General features: G+C 69.8%; 22 protein-coding genes. 8 read left to right on the forward strand and 14 right to left on the reverse strand.

Annotated features, from left to right (window positions below; all coding sequences use genetic code 11):
- Positions 1 to 1,415: gamma-aminobutyraldehyde dehydrogenase (locus V7Z82_RS14445; protein ID WP_334152240.1), on the reverse strand; the 1,415-nt coding region annotated here is incomplete at its 3' end.
- A gap of 99 nt (positions 1,416 to 1,514) precedes the next feature.
- On the opposite strand from V7Z82_RS14445, the gene V7Z82_RS14450 reads away from it, so the two are divergent.
- The 3 genes from V7Z82_RS14450 to V7Z82_RS14460 are packed head-to-tail and all read left to right on the forward strand — an operon-like array spanning position 1,515 to position 3,770.
- Positions 1,515 to 1,979: an Lrp/AsnC family transcriptional regulator gene (locus V7Z82_RS14450; protein ID WP_334152241.1), complete on the forward strand. Its 465-nt coding sequence runs from the start codon at positions 1,515 to 1,517 to the stop codon at positions 1,977 to 1,979.
- A gap of 28 nt (positions 1,980 to 2,007) precedes the next feature.
- Positions 2,008 to 3,411 carry an NAD(P)/FAD-dependent oxidoreductase gene (locus V7Z82_RS14455; RefSeq protein WP_334152242.1) on the forward strand — a complete coding sequence of 468 codons (1,404 nt, stop codon included), beginning with the start codon at positions 2,008 to 2,010 and terminating at the stop codon, positions 3,409 to 3,411.
- Positions 3,408 to 3,770, forward strand: coding sequence for a cupin domain-containing protein (locus V7Z82_RS14460; protein WP_334152244.1), 363 nt, complete (start codon positions 3,408 to 3,410; stop codon positions 3,768 to 3,770). Before V7Z82_RS14455 ends, V7Z82_RS14460 begins: the two co-directional genes overlap by 4 nt.
- A 105-nt stretch (positions 3,771 to 3,875) precedes the next feature.
- On the opposite strand, the gene V7Z82_RS14465 is transcribed toward V7Z82_RS14460, so the two are convergent.
- From V7Z82_RS14465 to V7Z82_RS14475, 3 genes are read right to left on the reverse strand one after another with little or no spacing between them, the layout of a single operon-like run.
- Positions 3,876 to 4,628, reverse strand: coding sequence for a phosphatase PAP2 family protein (locus V7Z82_RS14465; protein WP_334152246.1), 753 nt, complete (start codon positions 4,626 to 4,628; stop codon positions 3,876 to 3,878).
- Positions 4,625 to 6,226, reverse strand: coding sequence for a carboxylesterase/lipase family protein (locus V7Z82_RS14470; protein WP_334152247.1), 1,602 nt, complete (start codon positions 6,224 to 6,226; stop codon positions 4,625 to 4,627). The genes V7Z82_RS14465 and V7Z82_RS14470 overlap by 4 nt, the downstream gene beginning before the upstream one ends.
- A gap of 29 nt (positions 6,227 to 6,255) precedes the next feature.
- On the reverse strand, positions 6,256 to 7,563 hold the full coding sequence (locus tag V7Z82_RS14475) for an MFS transporter (RefSeq protein ID WP_334152249.1): 1,308 nt from the start codon (positions 7,561 to 7,563) through the stop codon (positions 6,256 to 6,258).
- A 149-nt stretch (positions 7,564 to 7,712) separates the two neighbouring features.
- On the opposite strand from V7Z82_RS14475, the gene V7Z82_RS14480 reads away from it, so the two are divergent.
- Positions 7,713 to 8,282 (forward strand): TetR/AcrR family transcriptional regulator, encoded by a 570-nt coding sequence (locus V7Z82_RS14480; RefSeq protein WP_334152250.1) that lies wholly within the window; start codon positions 7,713 to 7,715, stop codon positions 8,280 to 8,282.
- A 24-nt stretch (positions 8,283 to 8,306) separates the two neighbouring features.
- Here V7Z82_RS14480 and V7Z82_RS14485 read toward each other — a convergent pair whose 3' ends face one another.
- The 5 genes from V7Z82_RS14485 to V7Z82_RS14505 form a co-directional block, all read right to left on the reverse strand.
- Entirely contained in the window at positions 8,307 to 9,203 is an 897-nt protein-coding gene (locus V7Z82_RS14485) for a DNA-methyltransferase (RefSeq protein ID WP_334152437.1), read from the reverse strand.
- A 125-nt stretch (positions 9,204 to 9,328) separates the two neighbouring features.
- Positions 9,329 to 10,378, reverse strand: a complete 1,050-nt coding sequence (locus tag V7Z82_RS14490; RefSeq protein ID WP_334152251.1) for a lipoate--protein ligase family protein — start codon at positions 10,376 to 10,378, stop codon at positions 9,329 to 9,331.
- 46 nt (positions 10,379 to 10,424) lie between these two features.
- On the reverse strand, positions 10,425 to 11,162 hold the full coding sequence (locus V7Z82_RS14495) for a DUF1684 domain-containing protein (RefSeq protein ID WP_334152253.1): 738 nt from the start codon (positions 11,160 to 11,162) through the stop codon (positions 10,425 to 10,427).
- A 167-nt stretch (positions 11,163 to 11,329) separates the two neighbouring features.
- A complete protein-coding gene (locus V7Z82_RS14500) occupies positions 11,330 to 12,199 on the reverse strand; it encodes an alpha/beta fold hydrolase (protein ID WP_334152254.1) in 870 nt (289 codons plus the stop codon).
- Between the two features lie 20 nt (positions 12,200 to 12,219).
- The gene (locus V7Z82_RS14505) at positions 12,220 to 12,969 is read right to left on the reverse strand and encodes a copper homeostasis protein CutC (protein ID WP_334152255.1); all 750 of its coding nucleotides are present in this window, start codon (positions 12,967 to 12,969) and stop codon (positions 12,220 to 12,222) included.
- 55 nt (positions 12,970 to 13,024) lie between these two features.
- Between V7Z82_RS14505 and V7Z82_RS14510 the strand changes: the two genes are divergently transcribed.
- From V7Z82_RS14510 to V7Z82_RS14525, 4 genes are all read left to right on the forward strand, one after another.
- On the forward strand, positions 13,025 to 13,465 hold the full coding sequence (locus V7Z82_RS14510) for a MarR family winged helix-turn-helix transcriptional regulator (protein ID WP_334152256.1): 441 nt from the start codon (positions 13,025 to 13,027) through the stop codon (positions 13,463 to 13,465).
- A 5-nt stretch (positions 13,466 to 13,470) separates the two neighbouring features.
- On the forward strand, positions 13,471 to 14,799 hold the full coding sequence (locus tag V7Z82_RS14515; protein ID WP_334152439.1) for an MFS transporter: 1,329 nt from the start codon (positions 13,471 to 13,473) through the stop codon (positions 14,797 to 14,799).
- A gap of 32 nt (positions 14,800 to 14,831) precedes the next feature.
- The gene (locus V7Z82_RS14520; RefSeq protein ID WP_334152258.1) at positions 14,832 to 16,718 is read left to right on the forward strand and encodes a BCCT family transporter; all 1,887 of its coding nucleotides are present in this window, start codon (positions 14,832 to 14,834) and stop codon (positions 16,716 to 16,718) included.
- 70 nt (positions 16,719 to 16,788) lie between these two features.
- Entirely contained in the window at positions 16,789 to 17,112 is a 324-nt protein-coding gene (locus V7Z82_RS14525) for a hypothetical protein (protein ID WP_334152259.1), read from the forward strand.
- Positions 17,113 to 17,264: 152 nt separating this feature from the next.
- Here the strand turns inward: V7Z82_RS14525 and rocD are convergent, their stop codons facing one another.
- The 5 genes from rocD to V7Z82_RS14550 form a co-directional block, all read right to left on the reverse strand.
- Entirely contained in the window at positions 17,265 to 18,452 is a 1,188-nt protein-coding gene (gene rocD, locus V7Z82_RS14530) for an ornithine--oxo-acid transaminase (protein WP_334152260.1), read from the reverse strand.
- The gene (gene ddaH, locus V7Z82_RS14535; RefSeq protein ID WP_442927644.1) at positions 18,449 to 19,261 is read right to left on the reverse strand and encodes a dimethylargininase; all 813 of its coding nucleotides are present in this window, start codon (positions 19,259 to 19,261) and stop codon (positions 18,449 to 18,451) included. The genes rocD and ddaH overlap by 4 nt, the downstream gene beginning before the upstream one ends.
- Before the next feature lie 268 nt (positions 19,262 to 19,529).
- Positions 19,530 to 20,531, reverse strand: a complete 1,002-nt coding sequence (locus V7Z82_RS14540) for an NAD(P)-dependent alcohol dehydrogenase (protein ID WP_334152261.1) — start codon at positions 20,529 to 20,531, stop codon at positions 19,530 to 19,532.
- Between the two features lies 1 nt (position 20,532).
- Positions 20,533 to 20,748, reverse strand: coding sequence for a helix-turn-helix transcriptional regulator (locus V7Z82_RS14545; protein ID WP_045277879.1), 216 nt, complete (start codon positions 20,746 to 20,748; stop codon positions 20,533 to 20,535).
- Positions 20,748 to 21,182 (reverse strand): hypothetical protein, encoded by a 435-nt coding sequence (locus tag V7Z82_RS14550; RefSeq protein WP_334152264.1) that lies wholly within the window; start codon positions 21,180 to 21,182, stop codon positions 20,748 to 20,750. Before V7Z82_RS14550 ends, V7Z82_RS14545 begins: the two co-directional genes overlap by 1 nt.
- Positions 21,183 to 21,212 lie beyond the last annotated feature (30 nt).

The raw sequence follows: 21,212 nt of genomic DNA on the forward strand, positions 1-21,212 counted from the left end.
ACGTGCTTGATGCGCGTGTAGTCGTCGAAGCCGTACTGCGAGAGGTCCTTGCCGTAGCCCGAATGCTTGAACCCGCCGTGCGGCATGTCCGACACGAACGGGATGTGCGTGTTGATCCACACGCAGCCGAAGTCGAGGTCGCGCGAGAACCGCATCGCGCGGGCGTGATCGGTCGTCCAGACGGATGAGGCGAGCGCGTAGGGCACATCGTTCGCGAGTTCGAGCGCCTGCTCCTCGGTCTCGAACGCCTGCACCGTGAGCACGGGGCCGAAGATCTCGCCCTGCACGGCCTCATCGTCCTGCTGCAGACCCGAGACGATGGTCGCCTCGAAGAAGTAACCACTGTCGCCCTGGCGCCTGCCGCCGGTCTCGATCGTGGCGTGCGCCGGCAGGCGGTCGACGAAGCCCTGCACCTGGGCGAGCTGCGCCGCGCTGCTGAGCGGTCCGTACAGCACACCCTCCTCATGGGGTCCCCCGGTGCGGGCGTGCGTGCGCGCTCGAGCCACCAGTGCCGCCACGAGCTCGTCGTGCACCGAGGAGTGCACGAGCACACGGGTGGCCGCAGTGCAGTCCTGTCCCGCGTTGAAGAACGCACCGGTGATGATGCCCTCGACCGCCTTCTCGATCGAGGCGTCGGCGAAGACGATCGCCGGCGCCTTGCCGCCGAGTTCCAGATGCACCCGCTTGACGTCGTTCGCCGCCGAGCGTGCGACGGCCATGCCAGCGCGCACCGATCCGGTGATCGCGACCATCTGCGGCGTCGGGTGCTCGACCAGCGCCACGCCGGTGTCCCGGTCGCCGAGCACCACGTTCAGCGTGCCGGCCGGGGTGTGCAGCGCAACGATCTCGGCGAGCAGCAGTGTCGTGAGCGGCGTCGACTCCGCTGGCTTCAGCACGACCGTGTTGCCTGCGGCGAGCGCGGGTCCGATCTTCCACACGGCCATGTTCAGCGGATAGTTCCACGGCGTGACCTGTCCGATCACTCCGATCGGCTCGCGGCGCACGAACGAGGTGTGCCCTGCCAGGTACTCCCCCGCCGCTCGACCTTCGAGGCTTCGGGCCGCACCGGCGAAGAACCGGAGCTGGTCGATGGACTGCATGATCTCGTCGGCGACGAGGCTCGCGCGCGGCTTGCCGGTGTCCTGCGATTCCAGGTCGGCGAACTCCTCCGCCCGCGCGAGCATCTCGTCGGCGATGCGGAACAGTGCCAGCTGCCGATCGGCGGGGGTGGTGTCGCGCCAGAGCGGGAAGGCAGCGGATGCCGCGGCATAGGCGGCATCCACGTCACTGTCGTCCGACAGCGGCAGCGAGCCGTACTCCGCCTCGGTCGCCGGATCGATGAGGGGCAGACTGCCCGCTCCGCGCACGGGAACGTACCGGCCGCCGATGAAGTTCTGCAGGAGATCTGTGGGCATGCCCTCATGGTAGCCATGCGGAAACGAAATCTGAAGAACTATTTGTTTCTGACGACGGAATCAGTTGCCCGAACCGGTGCAACCTGTCAATATCGACACATGAGTACGCCGAAGCAGCCCCTCCTGGACGAAGTCTCGAAGAAGATCGTCGAGCTCCTGCAGGAAGACGGCAGACGCCCCTACGCCGAGATCGGTCGCGCGGTCGGGCTCAGCGAGGCCGCTGCGCGCCAGCGAGTGCAGCGGATGACCGAGGCAGGCATCATCCAGATCGTCGCCGTGACCGACCCGATGCAGCTCGGCTTCCACCGCATGTCGATGATCGGCATCCGCGTGACCGGCGACCCCCGCGAGGTCGCCGAGGAGCTCACGAAGATCCCCGAGCTCGCCTACGTCGTGGTCACCCTCGGCACCTTCGACATCCTGGTCGAGGCCGTCTGCGAGGACGACCAGCACCTGATCGAGCTCATCGCCTCCCGCATCCGCACCGTGCCGGGCGTCGCGCACACCGAGAGCCTGCTCTACGCGGGCCTCTACAAAGACCTCTACAACTGGGGAACGCGCTGAGGCGCGCCTCGCAACGATCGGAGTGAACATGGGCACCACCGTCTTCGAGCGCCGTCGACCGGCACAGTCCGTCATCGACCGGTCGCTCAGCGACACCGCCTTCGGGGTGTTCTGGCTGGATGACGTCGAGCGGCCGAAGCATCCGTCCCTCACCGGCAGCGTGCGCGCCGACCTCGCGATCGTCGGCGGCGGGTACGCCGGTCTCTGGACAGCAGTCCGTGCGAAGGAGCGCGATCCCGAGCGCCGCGTCGTGCTGCTCGAGGCCTCGCGAGTCGCCTGGGCCGCATCCGGTCGCAACGGCGGGTTCTGCGAGGCCAGCCTCACGCACGGCCACGAGAACGGGCTCACCCGCTGGCCCGAGGAGATCGACCGCCTCGAGGAGCTCGGCCTCGAGAACCTCGACGGCATCGAGCAGACGGTCGAGCGCTACGGCATGCAGGCCGACTTCGAGCGCACCGGCCAGCTGGCCGTGGCCGTCGAGCCGCACCAGGTCGAGTGGTACCGCGACGAGGAGGGTTTCCTCGATCGCGAGGCCGTGCAGGCCGAGGTGCACTCCGACACCTTCCTCGCCGGCGCCTGGGAGAAGGATGCCTGCGCGCTCGTGCACCCGGCGAAGCTCGGCATGGAGCTCGCCCGCGTCGCCGTCGAGCTCGGCGTCGAGATCCACGAGCACAGTCTGGTGCGTCGCGTCGAGGGCGACGGCTCGTCGGCGATCACGCTCGTGACCGAGCACGGGAGTGTCACAGCGGATGCCGTGGCGCTCGCGACCAACGTCTTCCCCTCGCTGCTCAAGCGCAACCGCCTGATGACCGTGCCGGTGTACGACTACGTGCTGATGACGGAGCCGCTGTCCGAGGCGCAGCTCGCGTCGATCGGCTGGTCGAACCGTCAGGGCCTCGCCGACAGCGCGAACCAGTTCCACTACTACCGGCTCACCGCCGACAACCGCATCCTGTTCGGCGGCTACGACGCGGTCTACCACTACGGCGGCAAGGTGCGCCCGGAGTACGAGGACCGCATGGAGAGCCACCGTAAGCTCGCCTCGCACTTCTTCACCACGTTCCCGCAGCTCGAGGGCCTGCACTTCACGCACCGCTGGGCGGGCGCGATCGACTCGTCGAGTCGCTTCTGCGCGTTCTTCGGCACCGCACGGACGGGACGCGTCTCCTACGCCACCGGCTTCACCGGGCTGGGCGTCGGTGCCGCGCGCTTCGCCGCGGACGTCATGCTCGACAAGCTGTCCGGCGAGAAGACCGAGCGCACCGAGCTGCAGATGGTGCGCGAGAAGCCGATCCCGTTCCCGCCCGAGCCTGCGGCCTCGATCGGTGTCAACCTCGTGCGCGCGGCGATGAACCAGGCCGACCACAACGAGGGCAAGCGCAACCTGTTCCTGAAGACCCTCGACGCCGTCGGCATGGGCTTCGACTCGTGAACGGGCCGGAACCGCAGGCACTCGCCGCAGGGACGGGAGCGGATGCCGCGACGCTGCCGCTCACGCATGCCGCGCTCCCGGCCGACGAGGTGCTGCAGGGTTCCCCGACCACCGCCGTGCACGCGCTCGCGACGCTCGGCGGGGTCGAGGTCGGCATCTGGGAGATGACGCCCGGCACCGCATCCGATACCGAGACCGACGAGGTCTTCGTCGTGCTCGCGGGTCACGCGACGATCGCGTTCGACGATGTGGTGTTGCCCGACCTCGAGATCGGGCCCGGCTCGGTGGTGCGGCTCGCCGAGGGCCAGCGCACCGTGTGGACGGTCACGGAGACGCTGCGGAAGATCTACATCGCCTGAGGCCCCCGGTCGCAGTTCGTGCCGCCCGGCATCCGCGTCCGCCGTTCCGGTCGCAGTTCGTGCCGCCCTCGCGGTCGGTTGACGGCAGCACCTGCGACCGGGATCTCAGGCCTGCACGGCTCCCGTCTTCGCCCGCCGCAGGAACCACACCCGCCGCGCCTGATCGCGCCGCAGCCACGGGAGGAACGCCCACCACAGCAGCAGCGCCACGGCGGCTCCGCCGATCAGGCCCGCGCACGTGTCGCTGAACCAGTGCGCGTTGATCAGGGTGCGCTGCCAGACCATGCCGACCGCGAGCAGCGCACCGAGCACGATCCAACCGCGTCGCGCCCAGACGGCGGATGCCGGGATCAGCGCCAGCACCGTGATGATGAGCGCCGCCATGCTGACCGAGTGCCCCGACGGGAACGAGCCGTGGTCGACCTGCACGAGCGGCCCGAAGAGACCGGGGTCCTCCGCAGGTCGCGGCCGATCGACCAGGTTCTTCGTAAGCTGCGACAGCAGTCCAGGACCCGCGAGCTGCACCGCGATCACGAAGAGCGCCGACCGCCACCGACCGAGCACGACGAGGGCCAGCGGCAGCAGGACGAACATCAGCACCGCACCGGGCAGCTGTCCGATGTGCTGGAACAGCTGCGCCGGCGCGAAGCCGGGAAGCCAGGAATCGGGTCCCACTCCGACTGCAGCGCGCCAGGCGTCGTCGAGGCCCTGCGTCCACGGCGACTCGGGCGCGGCGAGCACGCCGAGCGCGAGCGCCACGAACACCGCGAGCAGCCCGATCGAGGTCCACAGCAGCGCGCGAGGGCGCGGCGATGCATCCGGCCGGGATTCGATCCCGACCGGCACCGGCACGCTCACCGCTCCGCGCCCAGCAGGGGACGAACGGATGCGTAGGCGTCGGCGACGTCACGCGTCGGCGTGTCGTAGACCCGCGCGATCCCGGCATCGCCGTGATGCCGGGGCCAGCCGGGGTCTCCCCCGGTGATGAAGGCGACGGCCGCACCGTGCACCTCGTCGGCAAGCTCCTGCGGCGGGTTCGGTCCGGCGAGCGGTTCCATCGCGGGACCGTCGAGGCAGTCGAAGAAGAAGGGAACGTCGAGGCAGTGCTCCGCGAACCCGAAGCGGCCGGAGGGCCACGAGAAGCGGTACACCCAGGTCGGTGCGTCGCCGCGGTCCGCGACGACCCGCAACAGGGCGGAGCGGAACATCCGGTCGGTCAGCAGCCGACCGGCGATGCGCGCGGTGCTCAGCGCAGCGATGTCGGCGTTGGCGGCCAGATACTCCCGCCGGGCGCTCTTCGGCAGCCCGAGCTTCTTCAGCAGCGGACCCCTCGGCACCCAGCGCAGCGTCTTCTCGGCATCCGAGAACGCCATCGTGAACTCGTCGTCGGTCGCACCGAGCACGAGCGGCTTGTCGGCCCCGACGCCGGCGACGAGCGATGCCCGTGTCGAACGGGGCAGCAGGTCGCCGTCGATCGTCGGTCCGAGCGGGAGCCCCTCGTCGACGACACTTCCGATCGATGACGGCCCGAGCTGCGTCGCCTTCTTCTGCAGCGCGAGCAGGCGGCCCTCGTCCACCGAGGAGAACCCGGCGACGGTCGGATCGACACCGGCCGTCGCGGCCAGTCCCCTCCCGAACGCCTCGGCCCGCGCCTGGGCGACATCGGCGAGCGCCCCCGAGATCGCGTACACCCCGTGGAACAGATGCTGCGCCTGCTCCATCCCGAGCAGCGTCAGCACCGCGCCGCCGCCTGCGGACTGCCCGGCGATCGTCACGCGGGCGGGGTCGCCGCCGAACGCCGCGATGTTCTGCTGCACCCACTCGAGCGCGAGCAGCCAGTCGCGCACGCCGCGGTTCGACGGGGCATCCTCGATCCAGCCGAAGCCGTCGAAGCCGAGCCGGTACGAGATCGACACGGTCACGACGCCGTCGCGGTTGAAGTTGCGGCCGTCATACCAGGGGCTGGCCGGCGAGCCGGCGAAGTATCCGCCGCCATGGATCCACACGAGCACCGGCAGCCCGGCATCCGCGCCCTCGCCCCTGCGTCCCTGAGCCTCGCCGATGGGTCCCTGAGCCTCGCCCCTGCGTCCCTCAGCCTCGCCCCTGCGTCCCTCAGCCTCGCCGATGGGTCCCTGAGCCTGTCGAAGGGCAGGCGTGAACACGTTCACGTTCAGCGTCGAATCGCCCTCGACGCTCGGCTCCGGGATGAGCGTCACCCCCGGATCACCCCGCTGCGCGGTGGCGGCGAACTCGAGCGCGTCGAGCACGCCGTCCCACGGCCGCTTCGGCACGGGCGCCTGGAACCTCAGCGGCCCGATCGGCGCCTCGGCGAACGGGATGCCGAGGAACGCGGCGGACCGCGGATTCCCTCGGCCGCCCGTGGTCGGACGCCAGCGTCCTCGCACACGCCCCGCGGCGGTGTCCACCTCGACGAAGTCGGTGTCGGTATCGGTCATCACAGCATTCTCCTGTCCGTTCCTGAGCATCAGCGCACTCCCTTGATCGGCGCGGTCGCGACGGCGGCGAGGATCACGAACACGATGGCGAAGACGAAGAGCGTCGCGTAGCCGCCGAGGCTCGTGATGATGACGCCGCCGATCGCCGGGCTCAGCGCCTGCGGCACGTTCGTCGCGACGTTGAGGATGCCGAGGTCCTTGCCGGCAGAGACGCCCTCGTTCGGCAGCACCTCGGTCATCAGTGCGGCATCCACCGACATGTACAGCCCGAAACCGATGCCGTTGATGATGCTCATCAGGATCATCCCGGTCATGTTCGGCTGCAGCAGCGGCATCGCGAGCCCCGCGACCATCACGAGGGATGCTGCGTAGATGAACACCTTCCGACGGCCGACCCTGTCGCTCCACCACCCGGAGAGCGCGATCGCGATCAGCGTGGGGATGAAGGCGACGAGCGTGAGGGTGACGACGGCACCCTGCGCCTCGGCCAGCGGCATCCCGATGTAGTCGGTGAGCATGTACAGCTGGTACGACGTGACGACGAAGTAGCCGAGGATCAGCAGGAAGCGCGCGGCGAACGCCCAGGCGAAGTCCGGGTGGCGGCGAGGATCGATCCAGAAGCCCCGGAAGAACGCGCCCCAGCGGAACGCGTCGACCGCGGCATCCTTCGACGACCAGTCCCGGTTGACGAGCGCGAACAGCAGCGCGGCGACGATCACCGCACCGCCGAACGCGGCGTATCCGATGCCGATCTGCGCGGCGAAGGCGCCGGCGAGCATGATGCCGACGGTCATGCCGAGCTGCGTGCCGAGCCCGATCATGGCGCTCGCGCCGCCGCGCTTCGCCCGCGGGAAGCGGTCGGCGGTGATCGCGGTGAGCGGCGCCTGGAAGAAGTTCAACGCGACCTGGATGATGACCCAGAACACCGTGATCCAGAGGATGTCGCTCAGCGACCCGAGGCCGAACAGGAAGATGCCGCCGACGATCGCGCCGATCACCATCCACGGCACCCGGCGACCGAAGCGCGAGCGCGTCCGGTCGCTCAGCGCGCCGACGATCGGCTGCGCGAAGAGGGTGAACACGAACGAGATCGTCGTGACGAGAGCGAGGTTGCCGACCTTGTTCGCCTCGTCGATCAGCAGCACCTGGCTCGGCAGCAGGATCGCGATCAGTCCGCCGTAGGTGGCGAACAGGGTGAGCGAGGCGATCAGCAGGCTGGGCAGCAGTCGCCGGTTCGCCGGCGGACTCGCGGCTGGTTCGCCGGCGGCCGGCGGCGCGGATCGGATCGTGCCGGTGGGTGCGAGATCGGTGGTCGGGTCGAGCGGGGACACGGACATGTCAGCTCCTCATTGAGCGGGTTCAGGACCAATACCAAACAGTGTTTGGTATTCATCGCACATCGTGACAGATCAGTGGATGAGGACGCAAGTGAATCACGAACATTGTTTGGTTTTTGAGATCGAGGACGGACGGATACGCTGAGGGCATGGCGACTCGAGGGGCATACGCGAAGGGCGTCGCCAAGCGCGAGGAGATCCTCGAGGCAGCCCTCGCCGCCGTCGCCGAGCACGGCTACCGCAAGGCCTCGGTGCGCGAGATCGCGGATGCCGCAGGCCTCAGCCCCGCCGGGCTGCTGCACTACTTCGGCACCAAGGAGGAGCTGTTCGTCGCGATCCTCCGTGCCCGCGACGCCAGGGACGAGCAGGAGTACGCCGGCGAGGACGTGGTGCAGGCCTTCCTCGCCGTCACCCGTCACAACGCCTCGGTGCCGGGACTCGTGCAGCTGTATGCGCAGCTCGCCGCGGAGGCCGGCGACCCGGAGCATCCCGCGCACGCCTACTTCCGCGAGCGCACCGCCCGCGTCGAGGAGTTCACCCGCGCGCAGGTGGCCGCCGACCAGGAGGCAGGGCTCGTGCGCGACGACCTCGACCCGGCGTGGATCGTCCGAACCATGCACGCACTCGCCGACGGGCTGCAGTCGGCCTGGATGCTCGACCCGACGATCGACATGGCCGCCGAGATCGAGCGGTTCCTCGTGCTGCTGCGCCCGGCCTGAGCGCGCCAGGCAGGAGCGCCCGGCTCAGTCGACTCGCGTCGCCTCCGCGTGCGGCATCCGCTCCTGCATGACACGGATCGCCTCCGGATTGTCGTCGACGAGCACCGCATCACGGCCGAGGGCCGAGGCCACAGCGCCAGTGGTGCCGCTGCCCGCGAACAGGTCGAGCACTCGATCGCCCGGACGGCTCGACGCCCGCACGATCCGACGCAGGATGCCCTCCGGCTTCTGCGTCGGGTACCCGGTCTTCTCCCGGCCGGTCGTCGGCACGATCGTGTGCCACCAGACGTCCGTCGGCAGCTTGCCCCGCGCGGCCTTCTCCGGCGTGACGAGTCCGGGAGCCATGTACGGCTCGCGGTCGACCTCGTCGGAGTCGAAGAAGTACGCCCGCGGGTTCTTCACGTAGACGAGGATCGTGTCGTGCTTCGTGGGCCAGCGGCTGCGCGACTTCGCGCCGTAGTCGTACGCCCAGATGAGCTCGTTCAGGAACGAGTCCCGGCCGAACACCGCGTCGAGCATGACCTTCGCGTAGTGCGCCTCGCGGTAGTCGAGGTGCAGATACAGGGTCCCGTCGTCGGCGAGCAGGCGCCAGGCCTCCTCGAGCCTCGGCATGAGGAACGAGCCGTAGTCGTCGAACCGGTCGTCGTAGGCGCGCAGCATCCCCCGCACCCGTTCGTACTGGTGACCGTGGAACCCGTGGCGCACCTCGGTCTCGACCGACGGGTGTTCCGGGGTGTCGGATGCCGAGAGGTCTCCGCCGTCGGGCTCGGCCGAGTCCTGCGGAAGTGCGAACGCGCGGGTCGCCGTGACCACCTGCCGCTCCTGCGTCCGTCCGGTGTTGAACGGTGGATCGAGATAGACCAGGGTGAAGGATGCCGAGGGCAGTGCCGCCGCGACCACCAGATTGTCGCCCTCGATGATCGAGACCGCGCCGAGCGCCTGCGTCGGAGAAGTGCGCTTCTCTCGGCCTGATCCCGGGAATTCGGCCGCGGATGCTGCGCTCTTCCGCGGTTCGGGTGCGACGTCGGCGTCGGGTGCGGCGTCGGTCACGGCACCCGATGCAGCCAGGCGTCGGTCGAGAACTTCGACTCGACGAGGGCTTCCGCGTCCGCGTACTCGTCGGCGGTGATCTCACCGGTCTCGGCATCCGTCAGCGAACGGAACGTGGCGATGAAGCGCTCGATGATCTCGGCACGCGTGAGCCCGGTCTGGCTGCGCAGCGGGTCGACGCGCTTGGCGGCCGACGTCGTGCCCTTGTCGCTGAGCTTCTCGCGCCCGATGCGCAGCACTTCGGTCATGACCTGCCCGTCGAGGTCGTACGAGAGCGAGGCGTGGTGCAGCACTCCCCCGTTCGCGAGCCGCTTCTGCGCGGCGCCGCCGATCTTGCCGGAGGGGCTCGCGATGTCGTTGAGCGGCTGGTAGACCGCGTCGATGCCGAGCGAACGCAGCGCCTGCAGCACCCAGTCGTCGAGGAAGGCGTAGGAGTCGGCGAAGGTCATTCCCTGCACGAGGGATGCCGGCACATACAGCGAGTACGTGATGATCTGGCCTGCGGGGATGAGCATCGCGCCGCCACCGGAGATGCGGCGGACGACCTCGAAGCCGTGACGCGCTGCGCCCTCAGGGTCGACCTCGTTGCGGTACGACTGGAAGGAGCCGATCACGACCGCTGAGCCGTCCCACTCCCAGATGCGGAGCGTGGGGCGACGACGCCCCTCGCCGACCCGCGAGGTGAGCACCTCGTCGAGCGCCAGGTTCATGCTCGGCGAGACGGCCTTGTCGTGCACGATCTCCCAGTCGAAGTCGCGCCATCCCGGCGCGGTCACGAGCGCGCGGCGCACCGTCGTGCCGACGGCTTCCGGCGTGAAGCCGAGCAGCTGGGCACCCTCCGGGAGCGCGCCGCGGACGACCCCGGCGATCGCCGACGCATCGGTCTCGACCGGGAGGCCGTTCACCGCGGCGTTGATCGCGTCGAGCGCCGTGTCGGGCTCGAGGAAGAAGTCACCCGCCAGGCGGAACTGCGCGATCCTGCCGTCCTCGACCTCGAGGTCGACGACGACGAGCTTGCCACCTGGGACCTTGTATTCTCCATGCACGGTTCCAGCTTAAGCCGCGCACCGCCGCCTGGCCGGGTGCGCTGGATCAGCGCCCGAGCACCACCGCGCGCTCGCCGGCGCGGATCGGCGCCGAGAAGCGGTTCGCATCCGGCGGGAGCGGGCAGATGAACTGGTCGGAGAACGCGCACGGCGGCAGGTAGGCGCGGTTGAAGTCGATCACCGCCGAACCGTCCGCAGCCGGCTCATCCACCGGCAGGAACCGGAAGCGGTAGGTCTCGTGGCCGTTCGTGCCGTCGCCGAACACCGCGTTCAGCGCACCGGCGGAGTTGCGCGTGACGGTGAGCTGCTGCTCCTTGCCGCGCAGCGTGAAGCGCAGCCGTCCGGCGATCGGCGATTGGTGCTGGCGGCCGTCGACCGAGGTGAACGTGACGGTCTCGTCCGGCGTCGATTCGAACTCGGCCGGCACGCGCCAGCCTTCGTCCGGTCGGTACGTGTCGATGCCGCTGAACCGCTCGCGCTGCGGCCGCGCCGGATTGAACACGCGCAGCGCCAGCAGCTCATCCCGCGGAAAGACCCGCAGCTCGCGCCGACCGAGTCGCAGCGTATCGGCGCCGTGCAGGGCGACGGTCGCACCCTCCAGTCCGAGTTCGCTGCCGCGGATCCCGCCGTCGCCGGTGAGTGCCCAGAGCCCTGGGATGCCGTCGACCGCGGACGGGATCGTGATCAGCCAGTTCGTCGACTCGAGCGACGCCGGCCCGTACTCGGCCCCCGCGTAGCGCTCGCGCGCCGTATGCCACGCGCGCCAGTCGTCCTCGAAGCCCATCCGACCCGCTCCCTCCCTGCGGAGAGGTCGCCGTTCGCACGAGACGCCTCACCCGCCGTCCACGGAATGATGAGCCGAATCTACGATGGCGCGCACGACGGCCGACCGGCGCATGTCACACGCCTTTATGCGGCGTCACACCGCGTCATATCGCCCGAGACGGGGCCTCAGCGTGCGGGGAAGCGAGCGTCCAGCCAGGCGAGCACGTCTGCGCGCACCTCGTCCTGCTGCAGCTCAGCGAAGATCTCGTGCCGCGCGTCCGGATAGACGAGGGTCGTGATGTCGTCGAGGCCCGACCGGGTGCGGTACTCCTCGGCGAGCTTGTGCACGCTGCGGGGTCCGCCGACGGAGTCGTCGCGCCCGACCAGCAGCAGCATGGGCAGGTCGACGCCGTCGCGCGCTGCGCGCAGCTCCTTCGCCGGGCGACCGTAGAGCTTGGCCGCCTCCACAGGGCCGAACAGCTTCAGCAGCGGCACATCGGTGGTCAGGGGGTCTTCGTCGAACTGCTTCCAGACGGCCGGGTCGCGGCTGAGCCACTCGAGTCCGGTCGCATCGGGGCCCGCCCAGCGCGCGTTGAGCGGAGCGGCGTTGAGCGACCCTGGCATGCGCAGCGCTGAGCCGGAGAGGATCACGGCATCCCAGGCGTCGGGGTGGTCGTTGACCAGCATCTGCGCGAGGAACGACCCCCAGGAGTGGCCGAGCAGGATGAGCGGCAGGTCGGCGTGCTCGTCGTGGATGATGCCGGTGAGCTGCCAGATCGCATCCTTGGCGGCGCGGATGCCGCCGGGGCCGAGACGGCCGAGCTTGGCGGGCCCGCCGTGCTGGCGGATGCCGGTGCGACCGTGACCTCGGTGGTCGTCGGCGTAGACGTGGAAACCGGCGCCGGTGAGGGCGCCGATCAGAGCGCCGTAGCGCCCTGCGTGTTCACCGACGCCGTGCAGCAACTGCACGACGCCGCGCGGGGTTCCCTGCGCGGGGTGGACGTCATAGACGATGGCGATGCCGTGGGCATCCGTGAACTCGCGGGTATCCGTCACGGTGCGAGCCTACAGACGGATCAGCCGAGCGGCGACCGGCCGAGCGCAGCGAGCACTGCCAGGGCGGTCGCGAGATCCGTGACCTCGTACCCGCCGACGCCGTCCGCGGCCGAGCCCATGCGCACACCGCCCTGCTCCTGCACGGAGCGCTTGGCGGAGAAGTGGATCGCGTCGACGCCGATCGCGGCGAGCGTCGGCGCACTCGCCGCATCCACACCGCTGCCCGCCATGATCTCGATCTCGCCCTCCGCCGCGACGACCAGCGCGCGCAGCGTGTCGATGCCGTCGATCGCGGCGGAGGCTCCGCCAGAGGTCAGCACACGGCGGAGCCCGAGCTCGCGGGCGACGGCGAGGGTCGCGAGCGGATCCCCGGTGACGTCGATCGCACGATGCAGGGTGACGGATGCTCCGCCGGCGGCGTCACGCAGCCGCGCCATGACGTCGCGATCGAGGCGGCCGTCCGCGTCGAGCGCGCCGATCACGACGCCCGAGGCTCCGGCGTCCACTGCCCTGCGGACGTCGAGCTCGGAGACCGCGATCTCGTCGTCGTCGTAGTGGAAACCGCCGGCGCGAGGACGGATCAGCACGTGCACCTCGGGGCCCTGCTCGCCGGCCGCGGCGATCGCGAGCTCGAGCGTGGCCGGCGACGGCGTGAGTCCGCCGAGGGCCAGGGCGGAGGCGAGTTCGACGCGCGCGGCGCCGACCTGTGCGGCGATGCGGACGCCTGCGGCGTCCTGCACGGCGAGTTCGAGGGCGAGGGTTCTGGTCACTCGTCCATTGTGCCGCCTTCCCTCCGCCGAAAAGATTAGATAGGCTATCTAAGTAATGTCTGCGTCCGAAGAATCCCTCAGCCTCACCGCCACCGACCTGCGCATGGCCACCTTCCGCCTGGCCCGCCGCCTGCGCCGGGTCCGCGCGACCGACGCGATCAGCGACGCCCAGCTCTCGGTGCTCGCGACGCTGCGCATGCACGGACGCCGCACGATCTCAGCCCTCGCCGAGCACGAGCGAGTGACCGCTCCCTCCATGACGAGCACCGTGAACGGACTCGAGGAGCTCGGCTACCTGACCCGCACCCCGGATGAGGACGACCGTCGCCGCGTGCAGGTCGACATCACCGAGACCGGCGAGGCGATCGTGGTCGAGACGATCCACCGCCGCGATGCCGTGCTCGCCGGCATGCTCGGCGAACTCGACTACACCGAGGAGGAGCTCGAGACCCTCCGCGCTGCGAGCGCGCTGATGCGGAGGGTGACCGACCGATGAGCGCCATGTTCCGTTCGTTCTCGAACATCAACTACCGCATCTGGTTCGCCGGTGCCCTGGTCTCCAACGTCGGCGGCTGGATGCAGGCGACCGCCCAGGACTGGGTCGTGCTCACCGAGCTCACCGACAACGACGCCGCCGCGATGGGCGTCACGATGGCGCTGCAGTTCGGTCCGCCGCTCGTGCTGGTGAGCCTGACCGGCCTCGTCGCCGACCGCTTCGATCGCCGCCGCATCCTGATGGTCACGCAGTCCACGCTGCTGGCGCTCGCGATCGCGGTCGGTGTACTGCTGCTGAACGGCGTGATGACGCTGCCGATGATGTTCTGCTTCGCGCTCGGCTTCGGCGTCGTGAACGCCTTCGACGCCCCGGCGCGCCAGGCCTTCGTCTCGGACATGGTGTCGACGGGCGACACGTCGAACGCGGTGGCACTGAACTCGGCATCCTTCAACCTCGCCCGCATGATCGGGCCGGCGGTCGGTGGTCTGCTGATCGTGGCGATCGGGTCGGGGTGGGTGTTCATCGTGAACGCCGCGACATTCCTCGCGATGATCCTGGCGCTGCTGATGCTGCACCGCGAGCTGCTCGCGCCGCGCCTGAAGAACCGCAGCCGCGGTGGTCTCGCCGCCGGGTTCCGCTATGTCTGGGGACGCAGCGATCTGCGGGTCGTCTTCGTGACCGTCTTCCTGATCGGCGCCTTCGGCATGAACTTCCCGATCTTCGCCTCGACCATGGCGATCGAGTTCGGCTCCGGCGCAGACGGCTACGGCGTGCTCAGCTCGATCCTCGCGATCGGCTCCCTGGCCGGCGCGCTGCTCGCCGCGCGCCGTGATCGAGCGAGGGTGCGCGTCGTGATCCTCGCCGCCGGCGGCTTCGGCGTCGCCGCGTTCGTGTCATCCGCGATGCCCAGCTACGCCTCCTACGCCGTGACCCTGATGTTCACCGGGTTCATGATCGTGACCCTGCTGACCACCGCGAACGGCTACGTGCAGATGACCACCGACCCGGCGCTGCGCGGCCGCGTGCTCGCGCTGTACATGGCGGTCATCATGGGCTCGACACCGGTCGGCGCCCCGATCGCCGGGTGGGTGGCCGACACCTTCGGACCACGAGCCGCGATCATGCTCGGCGGCACGGCCGGTCTGATCGCGTGTGCGATCGGCACCATCTGGGTGCTCACGTCCGGACGACTGAAACGTCGTGAGGACCGGCGCTTCCTGCTCACGCTCGACGAGACGCGCCCGCTCAGCATCATCGACGAGGTCGACCCGGTCGAGTTCAGCGACGAGGCGGCGGTCACGACGCCGATCCGTTCGGCCAAGCCGAAGGACTGATCCGCGAGCCGTCGGCGATATACCGTTGACGGATGAGCGATTCCGAGAACACCGCCCTGCCGACGGATGCCTCTGCACCGCCCGAGAGCGCGCGCCGCAGGCTCCCCGCGGTGCAGCGCTGGGTCTTCTGGCCCGCGACCGCGATCATCGTCGCCTTCGTGTCGTTCACCCTCGCAGCGCCGCATCTCGCCGAGGACCTCTTCGGCATGATCCAGACCACGATCGTCAACGCGTTCAACTGGTACTACGTGCTGATCGCCGCCGTCTTCGTGGCGTTCAGCCTGTTCCTCGGCTTCAGCCGGTTCGGTGACATCAAGCTCGGCCGCGACGACGACGAGCCCGAGTTCTCCCTCATGTCGTGGTTCTCGCTGCTCTTCGCCGCCGGCATGGGCATCGGCCTCGTGTTCTACGGCGTCAGCGAGCCGCTCACCCATTTCGTCTCGCCGCGTCCCGGCGTCACCGGCACCCCGGAGCAGCTGGCCCAGGCCGCGCTCGGGCAGACCTACCTGCACTGGGGCGTCCACGCCTGGTCGATCTACGTCGTGATCGGTCTCGCGCTCGCGTACGCGATCCATCGCCGGCGCCGCCCGATCTCGATCCGCTGGACGCTCGAGCCACTGCTCGGCAAGCGGGTGGAGGGCGCCTGGGGCCATGCGATCGACGTGATCGCCCTGGTCGGCACCCTGTTCGGCGTCGCGACCTCGCTCGGACTCGGCGTGATCCAGATCAGCGCCGGACTGAGCGCTGCGGGGCTCGCTGAGCCGGATGAGACGACGCAGGTCATCATCATCCTCATCATCTCGGTGTTCGTGCTGATGTCGGTGCTGTCCGGCGTCACGAAGGGCATGAAGTGGCTGTCCAACGCGAACCTCGTGATGGCGGGACTGCTCGTGCTCTATCTGCTCGCTGTCGGACCGACCGAGTTCCTGCTGCGCGAGTTCGTGCAATCGATCGGCTACTACGTGCAGAACTTCGTCGGACTCTCGTTCAACGTGAGCGCGTTCCAGGGCGAGGCCGGCGAGCAGTGGCAGGCTCAGTGGACGTCGTTCTACTGGGGCTGGTGGATCTCGTGGGCGCCGTTCGTCGGCATCTTCATCGCCCGCATCTCGAAGGGCCGCACCGTCCGCGAGTTCGTCGCAGGCGTCATCCTGGTGCCCACACTGCTCGGCATCCTGTGGTTCGCCGTGCTCGGCGGATCCGCACTCGCGATCGAGCTGCAGAATCCGGGCACCCTCACCGGCGCCGACGGCTCGGTCGACCTGCAGGGCGCCCTGTTCGAGCTGCTCGCCCAGGTGCCGGGCTCGACGATCGTGAGTCTCGGCGCCGTGCTGCTGATCGCGATCTTCTTCGTCACCTCGGCCGACTCCGGCGCACTCGTGATGGGCATGATCGCCACCGGCGGCCAGCAGAACCCGAAGCGCTGGATCCGCACGTTCTTCGTCGCGGTCACCGCCGCACTCGCGATCGCACTGCTGCTGGCCGGCGGGCTCACCGCCCTGCAGACCGCGGCGATCACGATCGCGCTGCCGTTCAGCATCGTGCTGCTGCTCATCTGCTGGTCCACGTTCGTCGCGTTCACGCGTGAGCGCCGGGCCTACGTGCGAGCGGAACGGGCGCAGCTGATCGACAAGATCGGCGACTACTACGGCCTCGAGGTCGAGTCGCGCGACGAGAGCGGCGTGCTGGGCGGCGCGCAGCCGCGGTGGGTGCGCTCACTGCAGAAGCGCCTCGGCATCCCGGTCGCGCCGACCACGCCGATCCGCATCCCCGCGCACCTGCTCTCGGCTGAATCCCGCGCCGACGCCTCGCCGGCGACGCTCGACGTCGATGATCTCGTGTCGTCCGACGAGCTCTCGGCCTACGACGATCCTGACGTGCCGTCGCACGGCGAGGACGAGTCGCCGCAGTACCCGCGCTGAGCGTCCACCACCCGGCCGCGCGCCTGTCAAGGCCCTGCGCGCGCGGTCGGGGCAGGCTTACGCTCGCCGCATGGACGAGAACAGCACACCGCACCCGCAGGACCCCGCCGAAGGCGCCGAGCACACCGACGGCACCGACCACGACCCCCAGGGAGGCAGCCAGGGCGGCGCCATCCAGGGCGACAGCTCGCACGGCGACTCGCCGCACGGCGCCATCCAGGGCGACAGCTCGCACGGGCACTCGACCGACGGCGCGATCCAGGGCGATGCCAGCCGTGGCGACGCGCCTGCTCCCCTCGGCGGCGACGAGAACACCGAGGACCAGCTGCAGGCCGACAACCCCGCCGAAGAGGAGACGCTGAAGCTCCTCGACCCCGACAACCCGCCGGCCTGACGCGTCGCGCTTCTCGCCGCCAGCACCTCGCCGCGCCAGCACCTCGCCGCGCCAGCACTTCGCCGACCGGCCCCCTTCTGCGCGAACCGGCCCCTTGCGAACGTTCGCAAGGGGCCGGTTCGTCTGCAAAGGGGCCGGTCGGCAGCTCTGGGCTACGCGCCCAGCACGAGCTTGAGCTGCTCCACCGCCCAGTCGAGTTCGGTCGCGCGGATCACGAGCGGCGGCGCGATGCGGATCGTCTGACCGTGCGTGTCCTTCACGAGCACGCCGCGAGCGAGCAGCTTCTCGGCGATCTCGCGACCGGTGCCCTTCGCCGGGTCGATGTCGACGCCGGCCCACAGCCCGGCGATGCGCACCTGGGTGACGCCGTTCCCGAGCAGCGGCTGCAGCGCCTGCTCGAGGTGGGCGCCGAGGGCGCGGGCGCGCTCCTGGAACTCCCCCGACTCGAGCATCTCGACCACGCGGAGGCCGACCGCCGCGGCGAGCGGGTTGCCGCCGAACGTCGAGCCGTGCTCGCCGGCACGGATCACCCCGAGCACATCGGTGTTCCCCACGACGGCCGACACCGGCAGGATGCCGCCGCCGAGCGCCTTGCCGAGCAGGTACAGGTCGGGAACGACACCCTCGCGGTCGCACGCGAAGGTCTCGCCGACGCGGCCGAGTCCGGCCTGGATCTCGTCTGCGATGAACAGCACGTTCCTCTCGTCGCAGATCTCGCGGATGCGGCGCAGGTACCCCTCCGGCGGGATCACGACGCCGGCCTCGCCCTGGATGGGCTCGACGAGCACGGCCGCGGTGTCCTCCGTGATGGCTGCCGCCACGGCATCCGCGTCCCCGAACGGGACGATGTCGAACCCTGGCGTGTACGGACCGAAGTCGTCGCGCGCCGAGTCGTCGTCACTGAAGCTGACGATCGTGGTCGTGCGGCCGTGGAAGTTGCCGGCAGCGACGATGACGCGCGCCTTTCCCTCGGCGATGCCCTTCACCCGATACCCCCAGGCGCGCGCGACCTTGATGCCCGTCTCGACCGCCTCGGCGCCGGTGTTCATCGGCAGCACGAGCTCCTTGCCAGCGAGCTTGGCGAGGGCGGCCGCGAACGGCTCGAGGCGATCGCTCTGGAACGCGCGGCTGATCAGCGTGACCCGGCCGAGCTGCTCGGTGAGTGCCGCGACGAGCGCCGGATGCCGGTGCCCGAAGTTCACGGCGGAGTACGCCGCGAGCAGGTCGAGGTAGCGCTTGCCCTCGACGTCCGTCACCCAGGCGCCCTCGCCGCGCGCGATCGTGACGGGGAGCGGGTGGTAGTTGTGGGCGACGTGCGGCTCAGCCAGGACGTCGCTCACGCGGTGCCCCGCAGCTCGAGCGTGCAGCACTTGATGCCGCCGCCGCCGAGCAGCAGCTCGGAGAGGTCGACCATGATCGGGTTGTAGCCGCGCTGGCGCAGCTGCTGCTCGAACCCCTTCGCCCGCGGCGAGATGATCACGTTGTATCCGTCGCTCGCGGAGTTCAAGCCGAACACCGAGCCGTCCTCATCCGACACGAGGATCGCGTCGGGGAAGCGCTCCTCGAGGATCGCGCGGCTGGCGTCGTCGAACGCACCGGGGAGGTACGCGATGTTGGCGTGCTCCGGGCCGCCGTGCTCGGTGCCCTGCACCGGGTCGAGCACCGTGAGCGCGGTGTCGAGGTGGTAGAAGCGCGGGTCGACCAGGTTGAGCGAGATGACCTCGCGGCCGAACACCTCACCGACCTCGCGGTGGCTGTCGCCGGTCGAGCGGAAACCGGTGCCGGCGAGGATCACGTCGCCGACGAGCAGGAAGTCACCCTCGCCCTCGTTGACCTCTTCGGGCACGACGGTGTCGTAGCCGGCGGCGCGGAACCAGTCCTCGAACGCGGGGGCCTCGCCGGCGCGCTCCTGGAAGCGGAACTTCGGCACGTACGCACGGCCGTCGATCAGGAAGCCGCCGTTCGCGGTGTACACCATGTCGGGGAAGCCGACGAGCGGTTCGATCAGCTCGACCTCGTGCCCGAGCTCGACGTACAGGTCGTAGAGCTTCTGCCACTGCGCGACAGCCTTGGCGGTGTCGGTCGGGTTGGCCGGCTCCATCCATGGATTGATCTTGTAGCTGACCGTGAAGTGCTCGGGGCGGCACATCAGGTACCGGCGGTGCTGCGCGGTGCGGACGGTGGCGGTCTCAGGCGTCGACAGCGTGTTTTCGAAAGACAAGGTGCTCCTCGGAACGGGACGCGGCGGACGCTGTCCAGGGGCCCGGCGGTCCTTCGACTCGCTGCTCACGAGAGCCTGTGGCGAGGAAGATGCGACTCGGGCACGCCGGCTCCCATTGTGTCACCCGCCCGCTGTGCGCCGCCAGAGCGCAGCATCCGAATGCTCCGGTCGCCGCCGTCGTCGTCCGGCATCCCCGTCAGGGTGCGGCGGCGACCACGATCTTGCCGACGGTGTGGCCGCCCTCGACATGCGCCAAAGCAGCGGATGCCTCAGCGAAGGGGTAGGCGCGCTCGATCACCGGCACGATGCGACCCTCGGCGGTCAGCTCCAGGAGCTCGCGCAGCACCTCGGGCCTGGTCGAGGCGGCGAGCGGACGGATGCCGGGGCGCGAGCCGATCGACAGGAACGCAGCCTTCAGCATCCGTGGGACCGGACCGAGCACGTGGCCGCCGTCGCCCGCCGCGAGCACGACCGTGCCGCCCGGTGCGACCAGGCGCTGGAGCTCGCGCAACGGCATCCCGCCCGCGATGTCGATCACGGCGTCGAAGTGCGCCGCTGGCAGGCCGGCCAGCGGCTGCGTGCGGTGGTCGAGCGTGCGCACGGCGCCGAGCTGCTCCACGAGCGGAGCGTTGCGCGCACCGCAGGTGGCCCACACCTCCGCACCGCGGATCGCCGCGAGCTGGACGGCGAAGGTGCCGACGCCGCCGGAGGCTCCGATGATGAGCACACGCGGCGCGGTCGCACCCGTCAGCCCGACGCCGGCCAGGTCGAGCGCCTGCCACGCGGTGCCGCCGGCGATCGGCAGGCACGCGGCGCGCTGCGGCGCGATGTCGGCTGGACGCGGCACCAGTCGGGACGCGGCGACCGTCGCGTAGCCGGCCAGTCCACCGCCGCCGGCGAGCTCCCCGATGACCTCTTCCCCGACGTCGGCGCCGACCACATCGGGACCGACCGCGACCACGGTGCCGGCGACGTCCATCCCCCGCACCGGCTGCTTCGGACGCGTGAGTCCGAAGATCGGTCGCACGAGCAGCGGATCGCCGAGCATCAGGCGCACATCGCCGGCGTTCAGCGCGGTGGCCCTGATGCGCAGCAGCACCTCGCCGCGTCGGGGAACGGGGATCGGCACCTCTTCGAGCGTCGTTCCGGCGGCCGGGCCATAGGCCTCGCGCCGCCAGGCATTCATCGTCTGGGTCATGTCACTGCTCCGGGTAGGCGAAGAGGTCGTCGAGGCCGACCCCGAACGCGCGGGCGATCTGGAAGGCGAGCTCGAGCGTCGGAGAGTACTTCTCCTGCTCGATCGCGATGAGGGTCTGCCGGGTCACGCCGATCGTGCGGGCGAGTTCGGCCTGCGTGAGGCCTGCGGCTTCACGATGAGCGCGGATACTGTTCGAGACGAGAGTCGGCTTCACCATCAGACGAGCCCCCGCCGGTAGGCGATGACCCGCGCGATGCCGCCGATGATCGCCGACACCGCGAACCCCAGGAACATCGTGTGCGCGATCCAGAAGACGTCGGCGCCGATCGCGCACAGCACGATCACCCCGAGTCCGGCGATCACGACGAAGGCCTGCTCGACTCGTCCGCCCATGCGGCTGATGTCGCGGTCGCGGATGTCGGAGCGCCCGGTGCCCTCAGGGTCTCTGGCGTGGGCGATCAGTCCCCAGAGGATGCTGAGGACGATCGTGGCGACGATGCTCAGGCCGATCATCCAGAGCATGAGCGGGAACCAGTCGACAGCGGTCAGCGGACCTCCCCCTGCCCGCTGCAGCACCACCATGATGTAGATCGGGAGCCCGATGATCCCGACGATGAGCCCCGTCCAGGCGTTGCGCTCCTCGTAGACCATGACTGCCTCCCGTGTAAAGAATTCTTGACA

This window comes from Microbacterium sp. (assembly GCF_036823965.1).
Taxonomy (GTDB): Bacteria; Actinomycetota; Actinomycetes; order Actinomycetales; family Microbacteriaceae; genus Microbacterium.

What these genes read in the sequence shown, in the direction of transcription:
- V7Z82_RS14550 (WP_334152264.1), bottom strand. Translation starts at nt 21,182, where the DNA reads ATGGTCTACGAGGAGCGCAACGCCTGGACGGGGCTCATCGTCGGGATC.
- V7Z82_RS14495 (WP_334152253.1), bottom strand. Translation starts at nt 11,162, where the DNA reads ATGGGCTTCGAGGACGACTGGCGCGCGTGGCATACGGCGCGCGAGCGC.
- V7Z82_RS14520 (WP_334152258.1), top strand. Translation starts at nt 14,832, where the DNA reads ATGAGCGATTCCGAGAACACCGCCCTGCCGACGGATGCCTCTGCACCG.
- V7Z82_RS14515 (WP_334152439.1), top strand. Translation starts at nt 13,471, where the DNA reads ATGTTCCGTTCGTTCTCGAACATCAACTACCGCATCTGGTTCGCCGGT.
- V7Z82_RS14540 (WP_334152261.1), bottom strand. Translation starts at nt 20,531, where the DNA reads ATGACCCAGACGATGAATGCCTGGCGGCGCGAGGCCTATGGCCCGGCC.
- V7Z82_RS14545 (WP_045277879.1), bottom strand. Translation starts at nt 20,748, where the DNA reads ATGGTGAAGCCGACTCTCGTCTCGAACAGTATCCGCGCTCATCGTGAA.
- V7Z82_RS14450 (WP_334152241.1), top strand. Translation starts at nt 1,515, where the DNA reads ATGAGTACGCCGAAGCAGCCCCTCCTGGACGAAGTCTCGAAGAAGATC.
- V7Z82_RS14480 (WP_334152250.1), top strand. Translation starts at nt 7,713, where the DNA reads ATGGCGACTCGAGGGGCATACGCGAAGGGCGTCGCCAAGCGCGAGGAG.
- ddaH (WP_442927644.1), bottom strand. Translation starts at nt 19,261, where the DNA reads ATGTGCCGCCCCGAGCACTTCACGGTCAGCTACAAGATCAATCCATGG.
- V7Z82_RS14525 (WP_334152259.1), top strand. Translation starts at nt 16,789, where the DNA reads ATGGACGAGAACAGCACACCGCACCCGCAGGACCCCGCCGAAGGCGCC.
- V7Z82_RS14510 (WP_334152256.1), top strand. Translation starts at nt 13,025, where the DNA reads ATGTCTGCGTCCGAAGAATCCCTCAGCCTCACCGCCACCGACCTGCGC.
- V7Z82_RS14455 (WP_334152242.1), top strand. Translation starts at nt 2,008, where the DNA reads ATGGGCACCACCGTCTTCGAGCGCCGTCGACCGGCACAGTCCGTCATC.
- V7Z82_RS14470 (WP_334152247.1), bottom strand. Translation starts at nt 6,226, where the DNA reads ATGACCGATACCGACACCGACTTCGTCGAGGTGGACACCGCCGCGGGG.
- V7Z82_RS14475 (WP_334152249.1), bottom strand. Translation starts at nt 7,563, where the DNA reads ATGTCCGTGTCCCCGCTCGACCCGACCACCGATCTCGCACCCACCGGC.